We start from the raw sequence: 17,836 nt of genomic DNA, 5'->3' as shown, positions 1-17,836 counted from the left end.
GCGGGCGGCGGTCTCGTGCGGGAAACGCGCGAGGGGCGCGTCCCGCGCGAAGAACGTCTTCACGCGCGCCAGCGCGTCGGTGTCCTGCAGGAGGTCGCCGGGCGCGCTGCCGTTGCCCAGCAGCACCCCGCCGAAGCGCATGCCCGGGTAGGCGGCCGAGTGCCGGAGCGTGCCGACGAGGGGGCCGGCGACCGCCGGGTTCCGGTCCGCGAGCGCGGTGGCGCCCCACAGCGTGCGCCCGGCCAGGGTGCCCCTGAAATCGACGTCCGGGACGCGCAGCCAGCCCGACCAGTGGTCCAGGTACCGCTTGGTCGGGCCGGACACCGCGTACCAGTACAGCGGGGAGGCGATCACGATGTCCGTGGCCGCGAGCGTGGCGTCCAGCAGCAGCCCGGCGGCGCCGTCCGCGGGCGGCCGTGCGTGGTCGCCGTCGTGCCGCACGTCCACGAAGTCGGGCGGCGGCAGTTCGGCGAGGCGGATCCACTCCTGCCCGACGCCGGCGGGCAGTCGCTCGGCGGCCCTGCGGGCCAGCAGTTCGGTGTTGCCCCCGGTGCGGGCGCTGCCCAGGACGAAGAGGAAGCGACGGCTCATGGGCCCCCGGAGTGAGCGGTGACGTACCGCGAATACTGACACGTGCATTATGTGCACACGCAACGATTAACCCTCAAGGGTGAGGGCTGGTGCGAGGCTGTGACGCCGCGGTGACGCGGGAGCCCGGCCGGGCCGACACACTGGGGTACAGGGACGCGGACGACCGGATCGCGGCGGCGGGGGAGTGAGGGGACCGATGGCTCGACTCAGCTTCGACAAGAAGCGGGCGCGGCAGCCCGCGGCACACCCGGCGGCGGTGCACGTCCGGGTGACCGGCGCGGGCGGCGCCGCGGTGGACGGGACGGCGGTCGTGGCGGCGCCCGGCGAGGAGGTGCGGCAGGCCGTGCTGAACCACCTCCAGCGCCTGGCCATCAGCCTCGGCGCCCCGATACGCGCCATGATCCACGACGACCGCGCCGGCTGCGTCGTCCCGCTGGAGGTCGCGGCGGACGGCTCCAGCCGGCTGGTGGGCCGGCCCACCCGGCAGCCCGCCGCCGAACCCGAGCCCCCCAGGCGGCCCGCCGCGACGCCCGGGCCCACCCGGTGGCCCGACGCCGGCTCCCCGCCCGAGCGGGTCCCGTGGCCCGAGGCCGGCCTCGCCCCCGACGCCGGCCTCACCCCCGAGGCCGCCCGGCACCCCGTTGCCGCTCCCGCACACGCACCCGCCACCGGGGGCGTCCCCCGCCCGGGCCCCGTCCCGGAAGGCGCCCCGGGCCCCGTCCCGGAAGGCGCCCCGGGCCCCGTCCCGGAAGGCGCCCCCGCCCCCGGAAGCACCTCCGCCCCTGACCTCATACCCGTCTTCGAGCCGACGCCCGCCTCCGCGCCCGCCCCGCCCCGCGGTTTCGACGCGCTGGCCGAGGAGGTGCTGGGGGACGAACCCGTGACCGGGACCGCGGAGGGGGCCGAACTGCTCACCGGGCCGATGGCGCGGATCAACGAGGCCGTGCGGGCCGGCCGTCCGCGGGCGGCGGCGGAACTGGCCGCCCGCACGGTGCCGGATGCCTCCGCCGTGCTGGGCGCCCGCCACCCCGACGTGCTGCACCTGCGGGAACTGGCCGCCTACATCACCTACCTGGCGGGCGACCCGGTCCGCGCCTGCCACCTCTGCCTGGACCTGGCGCGCCTGCGCCGGCAGACCGGGGACGCGGAGGCGGCGTACGGCAACGTGCAGGGCGCGGCCACGGCCTGGCGCGCGGTGCGCGACCCGGAGGAGGGCCTGCGGCTGGGCCGCGACCTGATCGGCCTGTGGGCGGACCTCGCGGCGCAGCCGGGTCCCGCGGCCGGCGACCCGCGGCCCCTGGAGTCGGCCCGTGCCCGCATGGTCCGCCTGGCCGACCGGGCCGCGAAGGCCGCACGGGCCTGATCCGGTCCGCTCCGGCCGGCTACTGCACGCAGAACTCGTTGCCCTCCGGGTCCGCCAGCACCACCCACGCGCCGGCGGGCTCCGCCACCTCGCGCAGCACGCGCGCGCCCAGCCCCTCCAGCCGGGCCACCTCCTCCGCGCGCCGCCCGTCGCCGGGGTGCAGGTCGAGGTGGAGGCGGTTCTTGACGGTCTTCGCCTCCGGGACGCGCTGGAACAGCAGCCGTCGCCCCAGCCCGGTCCCGGTCCGCGGGTCGTACGGGTCGTCGGGGTGCCGCACGGCGATCAGGTCGCGGAAGGCGGGACGGCCGCGGTACTCGACGGCGGCCCCGCCGGGCAGCGCGCCCAGCGACAGCAGCCGCTCGACGAGGGCGCTGTTGTCCTCGGCCTCGTAGTGGAGCGCGGCGGCCCAGAAATCGGCCTGGGCGTGCGGGTCGGCGGCGTCGATCACGAGTTTCCAGTGGACCGGCGCGGGTGCGGCGGCGGACTCCTGTGCGTACATGCGCACCATGTATAGCCGGGGCGGACGTCGTACGGCCGGGTCAGACGTCCGCCGGAGCGGAGTCCGGCAGGCCGGCGCGGGGCGCGCCGACGGCCTCCCGCCGCCTCCTCGCCCGCTGCGCCGAGCGCAGCGCGCTGCCCGTGAGCAGGGCCAGCGCCAGCCACACCAGCGCGAAGCCGGCCCAGCGCTCGGGCGGCATGGCCTCGTGGAAGTAGAGGATGCCGATCAGGAACTGGAAGACGGGCGCCAGGTACTGCAGCAGGCCCAGCGTGGACAGCGGCACCCGGATGGCCGCGGCGCCGAAGCAGACCAGCGGCAGCGCGGTGACGACACCGGTCGAGGCGAGCAGGGCGGAGTGGCCCGCCCCCTCGCCGAGGAAGGTGGAGTCGCCGTGCGCGGAGAGCCAGACCAGGTAGCCGAGGGCGGGCAGGGACTGGATCGCGGTCTCGGCGGCCAGTGACTCGATGCCGCCGAGGCCGACCTTCTTCTTCACGAGCCCGTAGGTGGCGAAGGAGAAGGCGAGGCACAGGGAGATCCACGGCGGACGGCCGTAGCCGACCGTCAGGACGACGACGGCGGCGGAGCCGACCGCGACCGCCGCCCACTGCACGGGCCGCAGCCGTTCCTTCAGGAGCAGCACGCCCATGGCGATGGTCACCAGCGGGTTGATGAAGTAGCCGAGGGAGGCCTCGACCACGTGGCCGGCGTTCACGGCCCAGATGTAGACGCCCCAGTTCACGGTGACGACGACGGCGGCCACGGTCACGAGCGCGAGGCGCCGGGGCTGCCGCAGCAACTGCCCGGCCCAGGCCCAGCGCCGGACGAAGAGCAGGGCGACGGCGACGAAGACGAGGGACCACGCCATGCGGTGGGCCAGGATCTCCAGGGCCCCGGCCGGCTTGAGCAACGGCCAGAACAGCGGGACCAGTCCCCACATGCCGTAGGCGGCGAACCCGTTGAGCAGGCCTGCCCGGTGCTCACCTTTGGACGTCCCGGTCACGGGCCACTCCTTCTCGCTTCGCACGCACACGCGAGGACGAAGGTAACGCCGAACGCCTCCGCCTGTCATGTTCGTATCGCCATACGGTCATGACAGGTGGAGGCGGAGGGCGGGGGCCCTCCCGGCGGGGGCCCTCAGTCCTTGAGTGCGGCGGCGACCGCCTCGGCGAGCGGGGTGGTGGGGCGGCCGATGAGCCGGGACAGGTCACCGGTGGGGACGACCAGCTCGCCCCGGGCGATCGAGGCGTCGACGCCCACGAACACCTCGGCCAGCGGCGCGGGCAGCCCGGCGCCGGTCAGGATGCCGTTCAGCACGTCACCGGTGACCGCGTTGTAGACGATCTCCCTGCCGGTCCGCCGGCTCAGCTCGGCCGCGTACTCGGCGAAGCCCCACGCCTGGTCACCGCCCAGCTCGTACGCCCTGCCCTCGTGGCCCTCGCCGGTCAGCACGGCGACCGCGGCGGCGGCGTAGTCGGCGCGCGAGGCCGAGGAGATCCGCCCCTCGCCGGCCGCCGCCACGACGGCGTCGTGCTCCAGCACGGGCGCCAGGTTCTCGGTGTAGTTCTCGTGGTACCAGCCGTTGCGCAGCAGCGTGTACGGCACGCCGGAGGCGGCCAGCGCCTCCTCGGTGGCCCGGTGGTCGTCGGCGAGCGCGGCCGTCAGGCTGCTCGGGATGCTGGTGTACGCCAGCAGCGCCACGCCCGCCGCCTTCGCGGCGTCGATGACGACCAGGTGCTGGCGCACCCGGCCCTTGCCGAACTCGTTGCCGGAGATCAGCAGGACCCTGTCCCCGGCCGAGAACAGGCCGTCGAAGGACTCGGGTGCGTTGTAGTCGGCGACGGCGATCCGCACCCCGCGGGCCGCGAGGCCGGCCGCCTTCGCCTCGTCGCGCACGACCGCGGTGACCTCCCCGGCCGGGACCTTCTCCAGCAGTTGCTCCACGACGTGCCGGCCGAGGTGTCCGGTGGCTCCGGTGACGACGATGCTCATGACGACCACTCCTTCGAATGCCTTAGAACACTCACCTTAGGAGTGGCGCTAACCAAATGAAAGTACCTACTTTGAAGTAAGGTACTGGCATGACAGTAAGCGTCGCGCGCACGCGCACCGGAGACCGGGCCGAGGCGCTGTGCCCCCACCGGCTCGTCCTGGAGCACGTCACCAGCCGCTGGGGCGTGCTGGTGCTGATCGAGCTGCTCGACGGCCCGTACCGCTTCGGCGAGCTGCGCCGGGCCGTCGGCAGGGCCGGGCGGGTCAGCGAGAAGATGCTCGCCCAGACCCTGCGGACCCTGGAGCGCGACGGCCTGGTCCACCGGGACGCCAAGCCCGTCATCCCGCCCCGCGTCGACTACTCCCTCACCGCCCTCGGCCGTGAGGCGGCCGAGCAGGTGCGGTCCCTGGCCCGGTGGACCCGCGACCGCATGGACGACGTGGAGCGGGCCCGCCGGGCGTACGACGAGGCCCGGGACCGCACGCCCCGGGCCTCGTAGCACCGCCGCCGGCTCAGCCGATGACGGTCCAGGTGTCCCCGCCGGCCAGCAGCGCGGCCAGGTCGCCCTTGCCGTGCTGCTCGACGGCCGCGTCGAGCTGGTCACTCATCTGCGTGTCGTAGACCGGCCGCTCGACCGACCGGAACACGCCGACCGGGGTGTGGTGCAGCGTGTCGGGGTCGGCGAGGCGGGAGAGCGCGAAGGCGGTGGTGGGCGACGCGGAGTACGCGTCGTGCACCAGGACGTCCGCCTCGTTCTGAGGCGTCACCGTCACCACCCGCAGGTCGCCGGTCCGCCGGTCCCGCACGACGCCCCGGGACCCGTCCGCCCCGAAGCGGACCGGCCGCCCGTGCTCCAGGCGGATCAGCGCCTCCTCGGCCCGCTGCCGGTCCTTCAGGGAGTCGAACGCGCCGTCGTTGAAGATGTTGCAGTTCTGGTAGATCTCGACCAGCGCCGTGCCCGGGTGGTCGGCCGCCGCGCGCAGCACCTCGGTCAGGTGCTTGCGGTCGGAGTCGATCGTGCGCGCGACGAAGGACGCCTCCGCGCCGATCGCCAGCGACACCGGGTTGAACGGCGAGTCCAGCGACCCCATCGGCGTCGACTTGGTGATCTTGCCGACCTCGGAGGTCGGGCTGTACTGGCCCTTGGTCAGACCGTAGATCCGGTTGTTGAAGAGCAGGATCTTCAGGTTGACGTTGCGGCGCAGGGCGTGGATCAGGTGGTTGCCGCCGATGGACAGGGCGTCGCCGTCACCGGTGACCACCCACACGCTCAGGTCCCGCCGCGAGGCCGCGAGACCGGTCGCGATGGCCGGGGCGCGGCCGTGGATGGAGTGCATCCCGTAGGTGTTCATGTAGTACGGGAAGCGGGAGGAGCAGCCGATGCCCGAGACGAAGACGATGTTCTCCCTCGCCAGTCCCAGCTCCGGCATGAACCCCTGCACGGCGGCCAGGATGGCGTAGTCGCCGCAGCCCGGGCACCAGCGCACCTCCTGGTCGGACTTGAAGTCCTTCATCGACTGCTTGGCCCCGGCCTTGGGGACCAGCTGCAGCAGTTCGCGGGTGGCGTCAGACATCGATGGCCTCCTTCAGCGCCGCGGCGAGCTGCTCCGCCTTGAACGGCATGCCGTTGACCTGGTTGTACGACTGGGCGTCGACCAGGTACTTCGCCCGGATCAGGGTGGCGAGCTGCCCGAGGTTCATCTCGGGGACCACCACTTTGTCGTACCGCTTCAGCACCGCGCCGAGGTTGCCCGGGAAGGGGTTGAGGTGGCGCAGGTGGGCCTGGGCGATCGACTCGCCGGCCGCGCGCAGCCGCCGTACCGCGGCCGTGATCGGCCCGTAGGTCGAGCCCCACCCCAGGACCAGCGTCCTCGCGCCGTGCGGGTCGTCGGGCTCGATGTCGGGGACCTCGATCCCGTCGACCTTGGCCTGCCGGGTGCGCACCATGAAGTCGTGGTTGGCCGGGTCGTAGGAGATGTTGCCCGTGCCGTCCTGCTTCTCGATGCCGCCGATGCGGTGCTCCAGGCCCGGGGTGCCCGGGACCGCCCACGGCCGGGCGAGGGTGTGCGGGTCCCGCTTGTACGGCCAGAAGACCTCGGTGCCGTCCTCCAGCGTGTGGTTCGGGCCGGAGGCGAACCGCACCCGCAGGTCGGGCAGCTCCTCCAGGTCCGGGACGCGCCAGGGCTCCGAGCCGTTGGCGAGGTAGCCGTCGGACAGCAGGAACACCGGCGTGCGGTACGTCAGCGCGATCCGGGCCGCCTCCAGCGCCGCGTCGAAGCAGTCCGCCGGCGTCCGCGGCGCGACCACCGGGACCGGGGCCTCGCCGTTGCGGCCGTACATCGCCTGCAGCAGGTCCGCCTGCTCGGTCTTGGTCGGCAGACCGGTCGACGGGCCGCCGCGCTGGATGTCGACGACCAGCAGCGGCAGCTCCAGCGAGACCGCGAGCCCGATCGTCTCGGACTTCAGCGCCACACCCGGGCCGGAGGTGGTGGTCACCGCCAGCGAGCCGCCGAAGGCGGCGCCGAGGGCCGCGCCGATGCCCGCGATCTCGTCCTCGGCCTGGAAGGTGCGCACGCCGAAGTTCTTGTGCCGGCTCAGCTCGTGCAGGATGTCCGAGGCCGGGGTGATCGGGTAGGAGCCCAGGAAGAGCGGCAGGTCCGCCTGGCGGGAGGCGGTGATCAGGCCGTACGCCAGGGCCAGGTTGCCGGAGATGTTGCGGTAGACGCCCGGCGGGAAGGCGGTGGCCGCCGGGGCGACCTCGTAGGAGACGGCGAAGTCCTCCGTCGTCTCGCCGAAGTTCCAGCCCGCCCGGAACGCGGCGATGTTGGCCGCCGCGATGTCCGGCTTCTTCGCGAACTTCGTCCGCAGGAACTTCTCGGTGCCCTCGGTGGGCCGGTGGTACATCCAGCTCAGCAGGCCCAGGGCGAACATGTTCTTGCTGCGCTCGGCCTCCTTGCGGGAGAGGTCGAACTCCTTCAGGGCCTCGACGGTGAGCGTCGTCAGCGGCACCGGGTGCAGGCTGTAGCCGTCCAGCGAGCCGTCCTCCAGCGGGGAGGCGGCGTAGCCGACCTTCTGCAGGGCGCGCTTGGTGAACTCGTCCGTGTTGACGATGACCTCCGCGCCGCGCGGCAGGTCGCCGATGTTGGCCTTCAGGGCGGCCGGGTTCATCGCGACCAGCACGTTCGGCGCGTCGCCCGGGGTCAGGATGTCGTGGTCGGCGAAGTGGAGCTGGAACGAGGAGACGCCGGGCAGGGTGCCGGCGGGGGCGCGGATCTCGGCGGGGAAGTTCGGCAGGGTGGAGAGGTCGTTGCCGAAGGACGCGGTCTCCGAGGTGAACCGGTCACCGGTGAGCTGCATGCCGTCACCCGAGTCCCCCGCGAACCGGATGATCACCCGGTCCAGGCGCCGGACGTCCTTCGCTCCACCCGGATCGCGCCGCTCTCCCGCGACTGTTCCGTCGGCCTGCTCCGCTGGGCTGCTGACCTGGCTGGTCACTGAACTGGACCTCCTTCGAGGCGGCTGTCCGGGGTGGCCGTCCCACGGACCATCCCAGGATCAACCCTACGTCGGTTAGGGTCGCCTTCCCGTGGCCATCCGCAGATTGGACGGCGTTTCGAGACGGCCTGTCGAGCTGAGTTGTCATGATGGACCGCCCCCATCGAGCCGTACCTGAGGACGCATCCCGCCCGTCGGCGTTTTCCGCGGACGCACCCTCGCTCACGGCCCTTCCGGCGAACGCTCCCCGTCCGTCGTCCCTCCGTTCCCGTCCGCCCCATTCCACGAGTACCCGTCTCCACACAAGCCGGACCGGCTGACGCCGTGCTGACGGTGCCGGCCGGACACCGGGCGCCGGTCACGAGTTGAGGTAGGTCAGGACGGCCAGAACCCGCCGGTGGTCGCCGCCGCTCCGGGACAGGCCGAGTTTCTGGAAGATGTTGCTGACGTGCTTCTCCACGGCGCCGTCGCTGACCACCAGCTGCCGGGCGATGGCCGAGTTCGTACGGCCCTCCGCCATCAGCCCCAGCACCTCGCGCTCCCGCGGGGTGAGGCCCGACAGCACGTCCTGCTTGCGGCTGCGCCCGAGCAGCTGCACGACCACCTCGGGGTCCAGCGCCGTGCCGCCCCCGGCCACCCGCACCACCGCGTCGACGAACTCCCGCACCTCGGCCACCCGGTCCTTGAGCAGGTAGCCCACACCCCGGCTGGAACCGGCCAGCAGCTCGGTGGCGTAGCGCTCCTCCACGTACTGCGACAGCACCAGCACCCCGAGTCCCGGGTGTGCCCTGCGCAGGCGCACGGCCGCCCGCACCCCCTCGTCGGTGTGCGTCGGCGGCATCCGCACGTCCGCCACCACCACGTCGGGCAGCGCGCCCCGCGCGTGCAGGTCCGCGATGGTCCCGACCAGCGCCTCCGCGTCCCCGACGCCGGCCACGACATCGTGCCCGCGGTCGGTCAGCAACCGGGTCAGGCCCTCCCTGAGCAGCACCGAGTCCTCGGCGATGACGACCCGCACCCCGTCCTCCACGATCACGGTCTCCCGGCCCCCGGACCCACCCGGCCCCGTGGGCCGGCCCTGCGACGACGCTCGTCCGTGCGAAGGCCCAGCATCCCAGCATCCGGGCCGGAAAACCGCTGCACGGGGGAATGGGGGCGGGGAGGGGCACGGAGGCACGGGAGCACGGGGCACGGAGCACGGGGTACGGGGTACGGGGTACGGGGCAGGCAGTTCGGCTCCGCGGCGAGGACGGGGCGGACGAGGAGGGGGCCGCCGCCGGGCGGACGCGTGCGGTGGGGCGGAGCGGGACCGGCGCGGACGCCGGGGCGCGCGTGCCGGGCGGCCTCAGACGCGCCAGGGCAGTTCCGCCGTCACCCGGGTGGGGCCGCCCGCCGGGGAGTCCACCACCAGGACCCCGTCCACCGCCTCCAGGCGCCCGGCGAGGCCCGCCGGACCGGACCCGCGGGAGGTGTCCGCGCCACCGTGGCCGTCGTCGGTGACCTGGATGAGGAGCCGGTCCCCGGTCCGCCACACGTCCACGGAGGCCGATCGTGCCCTGCTGTGTTTGCTGACGTTCTGCAGCAGTTCGGAGACGGTGAGGTAGGCGATGCCCTCGATGGCGGCGGTGGGCCGGGAGGGCAGGTCGGCCTCGACGCGTACGGGTACCGTGCAGCGGGAGGCGACGGAGGACAGGGCCGCGTCCAGGCCGCGGTCGGTCAGTACGGCCGGGTGGATGCCCCGGGCCAGGTCCCGCAGTTCCTGCAGGGCCGGTTTCACCTCTCCGTGGGCCTCCCGCACCATCGCGGCGACCGTGTCGTCGGCCCGGCCCTCCAGCAGTTTCTCCTTGGCCAGACCGAGTCCCATGGCGAGGTTGGCCAGTCGGGCCTGCGCCCCGTCGTGCAGGTCGCGCTCGATGCGGCGCAGGTCGGCGGCCGCGGTGTCCACCACGACCCCCCGGTCCGCCTCCAGCTCCGCGATACGGCGTTCCAGCTCGTCGGAGGGCGACAGCAGCGCGCGCACCATCGCCCGGTCCGCGCCGGCCAGCCCCCGCGCGATGAACGGCAGCACCGGCCACAGCACGAACAGCGAGGTCAGCACGGTGCAGAAGGTGAGGATGCCCCAGGGCAGCCGGATGAAGTCGTACAGCAGCGTGCGCCAGCCCACCGGGTCCCTCACCGCCATCCACAGCCGCTGCGCCGGCCCGCCGGCCCGGCCGAGCGGCAGCGGCGTCGGCTCCTCCACCCGTACCCCGAGCAGCGCCCGCGCCCGCAGCCGCTCCAGCTTCCCCAGTTGCCGGGCGCCCAGCAGGCCGCGGCCGGCAGGGGCAACCCGACCACCGTGAGGGTCAGCAGACCGCTGGTGAGCAGCACGGTGCACACGTACGTGAAGCCGAGCACCGCCAGCGGCAGGTTCAGCAGGAGGTGCGCGCTCTCCTTCCACGTGTGCGGGTCGTAGGCGAGCCGGGCACGTGGCGGGCGGTCCCGGCCGTCGGCCCGGCCGGCAGCCGCACCGGCGGCGGAGCCGACGGTGGTCCCGGCGGCGGTGGGAGCGGTCATGCCGTCAGCCTGCCGTGCCGGGCACCACCGGCGCCATGCGGTCCGCCACCCCTGTTTCCTGGGGAAAACCCCACCATCGGAGCCGTCGGGGCGCCGCCTCGGCACCCTGGGGGCGACAAGCTGCTTACCGCGCTTTTATCAGGGCCTAGACTCCGATGCGTACAGATCCTCGAATCACGTTGCATCACAGAGTTCACCAGGGTCACACGGTCAGGGAGCGAGGGCGGACGGTGCGGGAGACGTGGGGAAACTCGACGGTCGCCGCGGCGGACGCCGCGGCCGGCTACTTCCGGTCCTACTCGGTCGTGGGACTGCTCGCCCTGGTCGGCGTGCTCTTCGTCGCGGCCGCCTTCGGCGCCGGCCGGCTGCTGCGTCCGGTGGTGCCCACCCCCGAGAAACTCCTGGCCTACGAGTGCGGCGTCGACCCCGTCGGCGAGGGCTGGGCCCACACCCAGGTCCGCTACTACGTCTACGCCTTCCTGTACGTGATCTTCGCCGTCGACTCGATCTTCCTGTTCCCCTGGGCGACGGTCTTCGCCGCCCCCGGCTTCGGCGCGACGACCCTGGTGGAGATGTTCATCTTCCTCGGCTTCCTCGCCGTGGGCCTGCTGTACGCCTACAAGAAGGGGGTGCTGGCATGGACGTGAACCCGTCCGGTTCGGAACCCTTGCCGCTTCCCGAGCCCAAACGGCTGGGCTCCCTCGCCCGGCTCGCCCCGGAGCCGATGAAGGTGGTCCTCAACTGGGGCCGCCGCTACTCGCTGTGGGTCTTCAACTTCGGCCTCGCCTGCTGCGCGATCGAGTTCATCGCCGCGTCGATGGCCCGTCACGACTTCATCCGCCTCGGCGTCATCCCCTTCGCGCCGGGCCCCCGCCAGGCCGACCTGATGGTCGTCTCCGGCACGGTGACGGACAAGATGGCCCCGGCCGTGAAGCGCCTGTACGAGCAGATGCCCGAGCCGAAGTACGTCATCTCCTTCGGCGCCTGCGCCAACTGCGGCGGCCCGTACTGGGACTCGTACGCCGTCACCAAGGGCGTCGACCAGATCATCCCGGTCGACGTGTACGTCCCCGGCTGCCCGCCCCGGCCCGAGGCGCTGCTCCAGGGCATCCTCAAGCTCCAGGAGAAGATCGCCCACGAGTCCCTGGGCGAGCGCTACGCCACCGGGCCCGCCCGGCCCTCGGCCGCCGCCCTGCAGAGCGGCCTGGTCCGGCCCCCCGCCCCGTCCGCCGCGCCCACCGGTTCCGCCGCGCCGGCCGACTCCGCCGGGGGGACGCGCGATGACCGCGGTCGGCTGGCTGCCCGCCCCCACCGAGGACCTCTTCGGCCCCGGGGCCACGGCCGAGGAGTCGTACGACGTCCTGACCGTGGACGTACCGCCGTCCTCCTGGCTCACCGCCCTGGAAACCGCCCGCACGACCCTGTCCTGCACCTACTTCGACTGGCTGAGCGCGGTCGACGAACCGGGCACCGGCTTCCGCGTGTCCGCGCACGTCGCCGCCCTCTCGCCGGTCCGCCGGCTGCTGGTGCGCACGACGGTCCCGCACGGGGCGCCGGCCCTGCCGTCCGCCGTCGGCGTCTACGCGGGCGCGGCCTGGCATGAGCGCGAGACCCACGAGATGTTCGGCGTCACCTTCGACGGCCACCCCGGTCTCGACCACCTCCTCCTCCCGGAGACCTTCGAGGGCCACCCCCTGCGCAAGGACTTCGTCCTCGCGGCCCGGGTCGCCAAGGCCTGGCCCGGTGCCAAGGAGCCGGGCGAGTCGGAACACGCCGGGCCCAAGCGTCGCCAGATGCTGCCCCCGGGGGTCCCCGACCCGAACGAGTGGGGCCCCCTGAAGGGCCAGCTGCCCCCCGCCCCCGCGCGCCCGGCCCGGGGCGCGGGCCGCGCGGCGGGCGAGCGCGCCGCGGGAGACCGCCCGGTACGGCGCACCCGCACGGCGGCGCAGGGCTCGGCCGGCCAGACCACGGAGCCGGCCACGGAGCCGGCCACGGGGACGGCCGCCGGGTCCGTCCCGGGAGCCGCCGGCGCACGGGCGGATGCGGGTGCGGGTGCCAGGCCGCGCCGGTCCAGGAGCGCGAGCGAGGGCTCGGTGAGCCAGGCGGCGGCGCAGGACGAGGACGCCGCCTCCCGCAAGCAGGCCGCGACCGAGGGCGACGCCACGCGGGCCGCGGCGAGCGGTCCGGCCGCCGAGGCCTCGGTGGCGCACGAGCCCGGCACCGCTCCCGCCGCACCGGCCCCGGCCCGCCCCCGCCGGGCCCGCAGCGCCTCGGAGGGTTCGGCCTCCCAGCGCCCCCGGGCGACGGAACCGGCCCCGGCCGGGCCCGCGGGCACCGGGCCTTCGGACACCGGGTCCGCGGAAGCGGGTTCCGGGGATGCCGAGTCCTCGGAGACCGCGTCCGCGAACGCAGGTCCCACGGAGGCCGGGTCCGCGAAGCCGGACACCCCCGTCCGCCCCGTCCGCCGGAACCCGGCTCCGCGCAGCTCGGACGCCCCGTGGCACCACGCCCGCCCGGCGTTCGACGAGCCGGAGCGGGAGTCGGAGCCGGAGTCGCCCCGGAACCCGGAGCCGACCCCGACCCCGACACCGGCCCCGACCCCGACCCCGACACCGGCCCCGGAGCGGGAGTCCGAGCCGCAGCCGCAGGGCACGCAGCCGCAGCGTCCCGAAGCCGTGCCCCAGGGGAGCACCGCCCCCGAGGACCCGGCTCCCGGGCCCCCGCCCCCCGATAACCCCGACGACCCCGCAGGAGGCCCGCGGTGAACGACGCGCTGGATGTCGTGCTGCGGCTCCTGGTCGTGTTCGTCGTCTTCCTCACCTTCCCCCTGATCGTCGGGCAGGCCGAGCACAAGGTGATGGCCCACATGCAGGGCCGCCTCGGCCCGATGTACGCGGGCGGCTTCCACGGCTGGGCCCAGCTCATCGCCGACGGCGTGAAGTTCGCGCAGAAGGAGGACGTGGTCCCGGCGGGCGCCGACCGCCGCGTCTTCCAGCTCGCCCCGGCCGTCTCCCTGCTGCCGTACCTGCTCGTCCTGCTCGCCGTCCCGATCGGCCCGGGCGAGGGCGCCGTCGGCCAGGTCCTGGACGCGGGCGTCTTCTTCGTGCTCGCCGTGATGGGCGTCGGCGTGCTCGGCTCGCTGATGGCCGGCTGGGCCAGCGCGAACAAGTTCTCCCTCCTCGGCGGCCTGCGCACCGCCGCCCAACTGCTCGCCTACGAACTGCCGATGCTGCTCACCGCGGCCTCCGTCGCCATGGCCGCCGGCACCGTCTCCCTCCCGGGCATCCTGCACGCCTTCCACTGGTGGTGGCTGCCCTGGCAGATCGTCGGCGCGATCGTCTTCTTCGTCGCCGGCCTCGCCGAACTGCAGCGCCCGCCCTTCGACATGCCCGTGGCCGACTCCGAGATCATCTTCGGCGCCTACACCGAGTACACCGGGCTCCGGTTCGCGCTGTTCCTCCTCGCCGAGTACGCCGGCATCGTCGTCCTGTGCGGCCTGACCACCGTCCTCTTCCTGGGCGGCTGGCACGGCCCCTGGGGCGCCGACGGCCTGGGCTGGCTGTGGACCCTGCTGAAGACCGCGGTCCTCGCCTTCGTCGTCATCTGGCTCCGCGTGACCTACCCCCGCCTGCGCGAGGACCAGCTCCAGAAGCTCTCCTGGACCCTCCTCGTCCCCCTCTCCCTCGCCCAGATCGCCCTCACCGGCGTCGTCAAGGTGGTGATCGGCTAACCATGGCCCCCATCCCCGGCTCCGGCCTCGCCAAGGGCCTGGCCGTCACCCTGCGCACGATGACCCGGAAGACGGTCACCGAGCAGTACCCGGAGGCCCAGCCCGAGCTGCCGCCCCGCACCCGCGGTGTGATCGGCCTGTTCGAGGAGAACTGCACGGTGTGCATGCTGTGCGCCCGCGAGTGCCCGGACTGGTGCATCTACATCGACTCCCACAAGGAGACGGTGCCGCCGGCCGCCCCCGGCGGACGCGAGCGCAGCCGCAACGTCCTCGACCGGTTCGCCATCGACTTCTCCCTGTGCATGTACTGCGGCATCTGCATCGAGGTCTGTCCCTTCGACGCGCTGTTCTGGTCCCCGGAGTTCGAGTACGCCGAGACCGACATCCGCGACCTCACCCACGAGCGCGACAAGCTCCGCGAGTGGATGTGGACCGTCCCGGCCCCGCCCGCCCCCGACGCCGGTGCCGAGGAGCCGAAGGAGATCGCCGCCGCCCGCAGGAGCGCCGAGAAGCTGGCAGCCGCCCGGGCCGCGGAGGACGAACCCGAGGGAGGCAGGGCGTGACCCTCGCTCAGGCACCGCACGGCTTCCTCTCGCCGGCCGGCGTCGAGATCGCCTTCCTGCTCGTCGGCCTGGTCACCTTCGGCGCCGCGCTCGTCACCGTCACCACCCGGCAACTGGTGCACGCCGCCCTGTGGCTGGTGGTCGCGCTCGGCGGCCTGGCCGTCGAGTACCTGCTGCTCACCGCCGAGTTCATCGCCTGGGTGCAGGTGCTCATCTACGTCGGTTCCGTCGTCGTCCTCCTCCTGTTCGGCCTGATGCTCACCAAGGCGCCCATCGGCCGCTCCCCGGACGCCGACTCGGGCAACCGCTGGGTGGCCCTCGTCGTCGCCGCGGCGGCGGCGGTCTCGCTCGTCTGGGTGGTCGTCGACGCCTTCCGCACCACCTGGATCGACCTCGGCGGCCCGGCCGCCGGCACCACCCGCGTCACCGGCGAGAGCCTGTTCCAGCACTGGGTGCTGCCCTTCGAAGCCCTCTCCGTCCTCCTCCTCGCGGCCCTGGTCGGCGCGATCGTCCTGTCCCGCAAGGCGAAGGCGGAGCAGCCGCTGCGACCCGACAACTCCCGGACGTCCGCCGGGAGTCCCCCGTCCGGCCCGGACCTCCGGAAGAACCGGGCCGAGCAGGAAGGCGTCCGCTGATGCACCTCGCCTACCCCGCCGTCCTCGCCGCCCTCCTGTTCTGCACCGGCCTGTACGGCGTCCTCGCCCGCCGCAACGCGATCCTGGTCCTGATGTCGGTCGAGCTGATGCTCAACGCCGTCAACCTCAACCTGGTCGCCTTCGACGCCTGGCTCAGCCGGACCGCCGAGGAGGCCCTGCACTCGGGCCAGGCGCTGACCCTGTTCACCATCGCCATCGCCGCCGCCGAGATCGGCATCGGCCTGGCGATCGTCCTCGCCGTGCACCGCAACCGGGGCACCTCCGACATCGACAGGCTCCGCGACACCACCGAGGGCCCCCAGGACGACACCGACGACCCCGACGCCCCCGCGGCCGAGAAGGCTGAGGCCACCGCGTGACCACGACCACCCTCGCCGTCCTCACCCCCCTCCTGCCGTTCCTGGGCGCCGCGGCCGGCCTGCTGCTCGGCCGCACCGCCCCCGGCTTCGTCCGTCCGCTCGCCGTACTGCCGGCCCTGGCCGCACTCGTGCTGGCCGTCCTCGTCGCCGTGCGCCAGGGCGGCGGCCACGCCCTCGACGCCCACGCCGAACTGACGCCCACCGGCTCGGTGCCCGTCGAACTGGCCCTGCACGTCGACGGTTTCGCCGCGCTCGTCGCCGTCTTGGTCGCCCTCGTCGCGACCTGCGTGCAGATCTACTCGACGGGTTACCTGCACGACGACCCGCGCTACCCGTCGTACGCCGCCCTCGTCTCCCTGTTCACCTCCGCGATGCTCCTGGTCGTCTACTCCGGCGACCTGATCGTGCTGCTGGTCGGCTGGGAGGTCATGGGCATCTGCTCCTACTTCCTCGTCGGCCACTACTGGGAGACCCCCGAGGCCCGCGCCGCCTCCCTGAAGGCCTTCCTGATCACCAAGCTCGGCGACGTCCCGTTCCTCATCGGCCTGTTCGCCCTCGCCGCCGACGCCGGGTCGTTCCGCATCACCCGCGTCCTCGGCACCGTCGCGAGCGGCGGCCTCGACCACCCGACGCCGATCGCCCTGCTGCTGCTCGCGGGCGTCGCCGGCAAGTCCGCCCAGTTCCCGCTGCACACCTGGCTCCCCGACGCCATGGCCGGCCCGACACCCGTCTCGGCGCTGATCCACGCCGCGACGATGGTCGCCGCCGGCGTCTACTTCACCGCCCGGCTCCTCCCCGTCTTCGAGGCCTCCGGGGCCGCGATGGTGGTCCTCGCCGTGACGGCCGCCGTCACGATGACCGGCTCGGCCCTCGCCGCGCTCGCCCAGGACGACATCAAACGCGTCCTCGCCTACTCGACGATCGGCCAGCTCGGCTACATGACCGGTGCCCTCGCCGTCGGCGAGCGCGGCGCCGCCGTCTTCCACCTCCTGTCCCACGGCGCCTTCAAGGCGCTGCTGTTCCTCGCGGCGGGCGTGGTCATCCACGCCGCCGGCACCAACTCGCTGGCCGCCATGTCCCGCACGGACCGCCTGCGCGAGCGCGTCCCGGACGCCTACTGGACGATGACCGTGGCGCTCCTCGCGCTCGCCGCGGTCCCGCCCTTCAGCGGCTTCTTCTCCAAGGAGTCCGTCCTCGGCGCCGCCGAGCACGTCACCTCCGGCCACCCCGGGCCGGTCCCCGGCGCCGCCGGCTGGATCGTCCTCGTCGCCGGCCTCGCCACCGCCCTGCTCACCGCCGCCTACGCCACCCGGCTGTGGCTGCTGGCCTTCCACGGCCGGGGCGCCGGGGCCCCCGGCCTGCCGGCGGCCCCCGGCCCCGGCGGAACGGCGCGGGCCCCGGCCCGCCAGCCGCTGGCCATGACCGTGGTGCTGTGGGTCCTCGCGGTGCCCTCGCTCGCCTTCGGCGGGCTGGCCTACCGGTCGCTGCCCGACTGGTTCGACGACCGCGACCTGACCCCCACCCTCCTCACCTCGATCCTGGGCACCGGCCTCGCCCTGGTCGGCGCCCTGCTCGCCTACGGCGCCTGGCAGCGCACCAGCGCGCTCGCCGCCCGCGTCCCGCTCGGCGCCGTCGCCGCCCACCCCCGGGGCGACGCCGGCCTGGTCGAGGCCGAAGCCATCGCCGCCCACGAGCCGGCGTACGGGGACATCGCCCACGCGCCCGACCCGGCGGACCCCGGACGGCTGCTGCTCGGTCCGCTGCACCGGCACGCGGCCGCCGGCTTCCGCCTGGACGCGGTGTACTCGGTGCTGTTCGTCCGCCCGGTCCAGGCCGCAGCGGGCCTCGTCCGGTTCCTCGACCGCGAGGTCGTCGACACCTACGTACACGGCGCGGCCGCCGTGCCCCGACTGCTCGGGGCCGCCGTACGGCGCGCGCAGACCGGCAACGTGCAGACCTATGTGAGCGCGCTGCTCGCCGGCACCGTCGTCCTGACGGTCGCCGTCCTCCTCGTCGCCACGGGAGCGTGAGCAG

At 73.9% G+C, this 17,836-nt stretch carries 15 protein-coding genes and 3 pseudogenes; 10 read left to right on the top strand and 8 right to left on the bottom strand.

Going from position 1 to position 17,836, the window contains the following annotated elements; translation table 11 throughout:
* Positions 1 to 12: 12 nt before the first annotated feature.
* A pseudogene (locus tag QQY24_RS12920) lies at positions 13 to 591 on the bottom strand (flavodoxin family protein); the annotation flags it as partial.
* A gap of 196 nt (positions 592 to 787) precedes the next feature.
* On the opposite strand from QQY24_RS12920, the gene QQY24_RS12915 reads away from it, so the two are divergent.
* The gene (locus tag QQY24_RS12915; protein ID WP_301972838.1) at positions 788 to 1,954 is read left to right on the top strand and encodes a hypothetical protein; all 1,167 of its coding nucleotides are present in this window, start codon (positions 788 to 790) and stop codon (positions 1,952 to 1,954) included.
* Positions 1,955 to 1,973: 19 nt separating this feature from the next.
* Here the strand turns inward: QQY24_RS12915 and QQY24_RS12910 are convergent, their stop codons facing one another.
* The 3 genes from QQY24_RS12910 to QQY24_RS12900 form a co-directional block, all read right to left on the bottom strand.
* Complete coding sequence (locus QQY24_RS12910; RefSeq protein ID WP_301972837.1) at positions 1,974 to 2,453, bottom strand: VOC family protein; 480 nt, start codon at positions 2,451 to 2,453, stop codon at positions 1,974 to 1,976.
* A 40-nt stretch (positions 2,454 to 2,493) separates the two neighbouring features.
* Complete coding sequence (gene rarD / locus QQY24_RS12905; RefSeq protein ID WP_367657993.1) at positions 2,494 to 3,453, bottom strand: EamA family transporter RarD; 960 nt, start codon at positions 3,451 to 3,453, stop codon at positions 2,494 to 2,496.
* 134 nt (positions 3,454 to 3,587) lie between these two features.
* Complete coding sequence (locus QQY24_RS12900) at positions 3,588 to 4,442, bottom strand: SDR family oxidoreductase (protein ID WP_301972836.1); 855 nt, start codon at positions 4,440 to 4,442, stop codon at positions 3,588 to 3,590.
* Between the two features lie 89 nt (positions 4,443 to 4,531).
* On the opposite strand from QQY24_RS12900, the gene QQY24_RS12895 reads away from it, so the two are divergent.
* Entirely contained in the window at positions 4,532 to 4,942 is a 411-nt protein-coding gene (locus QQY24_RS12895) for a helix-turn-helix domain-containing protein (RefSeq protein WP_301972835.1), read from the top strand.
* A gap of 13 nt (positions 4,943 to 4,955) precedes the next feature.
* On the opposite strand, the gene QQY24_RS12890 is transcribed toward QQY24_RS12895, so the two are convergent.
* From QQY24_RS12890 to QQY24_RS12875, 4 genes and pseudogenes are all read right to left on the bottom strand, one after another.
* Positions 4,956 to 6,017: a 2-oxoacid:ferredoxin oxidoreductase subunit beta gene (locus QQY24_RS12890; RefSeq protein WP_301972834.1), complete on the bottom strand. Its 1,062-nt coding sequence runs from the start codon at positions 6,015 to 6,017 to the stop codon at positions 4,956 to 4,958.
* Positions 6,010 to 7,938, bottom strand: coding sequence for a 2-oxoacid:acceptor oxidoreductase subunit alpha (locus QQY24_RS12885; protein ID WP_301972833.1), 1,929 nt, complete (start codon positions 7,936 to 7,938; stop codon positions 6,010 to 6,012). Before QQY24_RS12885 ends, QQY24_RS12890 begins: the two co-directional genes overlap by 8 nt.
* 358 nt (positions 7,939 to 8,296) lie before the next feature.
* Positions 8,297 to 8,956, bottom strand: a complete 660-nt coding sequence (locus QQY24_RS12880) for a response regulator transcription factor (RefSeq protein ID WP_301976229.1) — start codon at positions 8,954 to 8,956, stop codon at positions 8,297 to 8,299.
* Between the two features lie 327 nt (positions 8,957 to 9,283).
* Positions 9,284 to 10,494 (bottom strand): annotated as a pseudogene (locus QQY24_RS12875) (sensor histidine kinase).
* Between the two features lie 230 nt (positions 10,495 to 10,724).
* Here QQY24_RS12875 and QQY24_RS12870 point away from each other — a divergent pair.
* The 8 genes and pseudogenes from QQY24_RS12870 (at position 10,725) to QQY24_RS12835 (ending at position 17,832) form a co-directional block, all read left to right on the top strand.
* On the top strand, positions 10,725 to 11,141 hold the full coding sequence (locus QQY24_RS12870; RefSeq protein ID WP_301972832.1) for an NADH-quinone oxidoreductase subunit A: 417 nt from the start codon (positions 10,725 to 10,727) through the stop codon (positions 11,139 to 11,141).
* Positions 11,132 to 11,722 (top strand): annotated as a pseudogene (locus tag QQY24_RS12865) (NADH-quinone oxidoreductase subunit B); the annotation flags it as partial. The gene QQY24_RS12870 and the pseudogene QQY24_RS12865, both read left to right, overlap by 10 nt.
* A gap of 52 nt (positions 11,723 to 11,774) precedes the next feature.
* Entirely contained in the window at positions 11,775 to 13,259 is a 1,485-nt protein-coding gene (locus QQY24_RS12860) for an NADH-quinone oxidoreductase subunit C (protein ID WP_301972831.1), read from the top strand.
* Positions 13,256 to 14,224, top strand: coding sequence for a complex I subunit 1 family protein (locus QQY24_RS12855; RefSeq protein WP_301972830.1), 969 nt, complete (start codon positions 13,256 to 13,258; stop codon positions 14,222 to 14,224). Before QQY24_RS12860 ends, QQY24_RS12855 begins: the two co-directional genes overlap by 4 nt.
* Positions 14,225 to 14,226: 2 nt before the next feature.
* Entirely contained in the window at positions 14,227 to 14,787 is a 561-nt protein-coding gene (locus tag QQY24_RS12850; RefSeq protein ID WP_301972829.1) for an NADH-quinone oxidoreductase subunit I, read from the top strand.
* Positions 14,784 to 15,422 (top strand): NADH-quinone oxidoreductase subunit J, encoded by a 639-nt coding sequence (locus QQY24_RS12845; RefSeq protein ID WP_301972828.1) that lies wholly within the window; start codon positions 14,784 to 14,786, stop codon positions 15,420 to 15,422. The genes QQY24_RS12850 and QQY24_RS12845 overlap by 4 nt, the downstream gene beginning before the upstream one ends.
* Entirely contained in the window at positions 15,422 to 15,802 is a 381-nt protein-coding gene (gene nuoK / locus QQY24_RS12840) for an NADH-quinone oxidoreductase subunit NuoK (RefSeq protein WP_301972827.1), read from the top strand. Before QQY24_RS12845 ends, nuoK begins: the two co-directional genes overlap by 1 nt.
* On the top strand, positions 15,799 to 17,832 hold the full coding sequence (locus tag QQY24_RS12835) for an NADH-quinone oxidoreductase subunit L (RefSeq protein ID WP_301972826.1): 2,034 nt from the start codon (positions 15,799 to 15,801) through the stop codon (positions 17,830 to 17,832). Before nuoK ends, QQY24_RS12835 begins: the two co-directional genes overlap by 4 nt.
* Positions 17,833 to 17,836: the final 4 nt, after the last annotated feature.

This window comes from Streptomyces sp. TG1A-8 (assembly GCF_030499535.1).
Taxonomy (GTDB): domain Bacteria; phylum Actinomycetota; class Actinomycetes; order Streptomycetales; family Streptomycetaceae; genus Streptomyces.
Note: the sequence above shows the minus strand (reverse complement) of the source record. Positions and strands in the feature narration are given on the sequence as shown.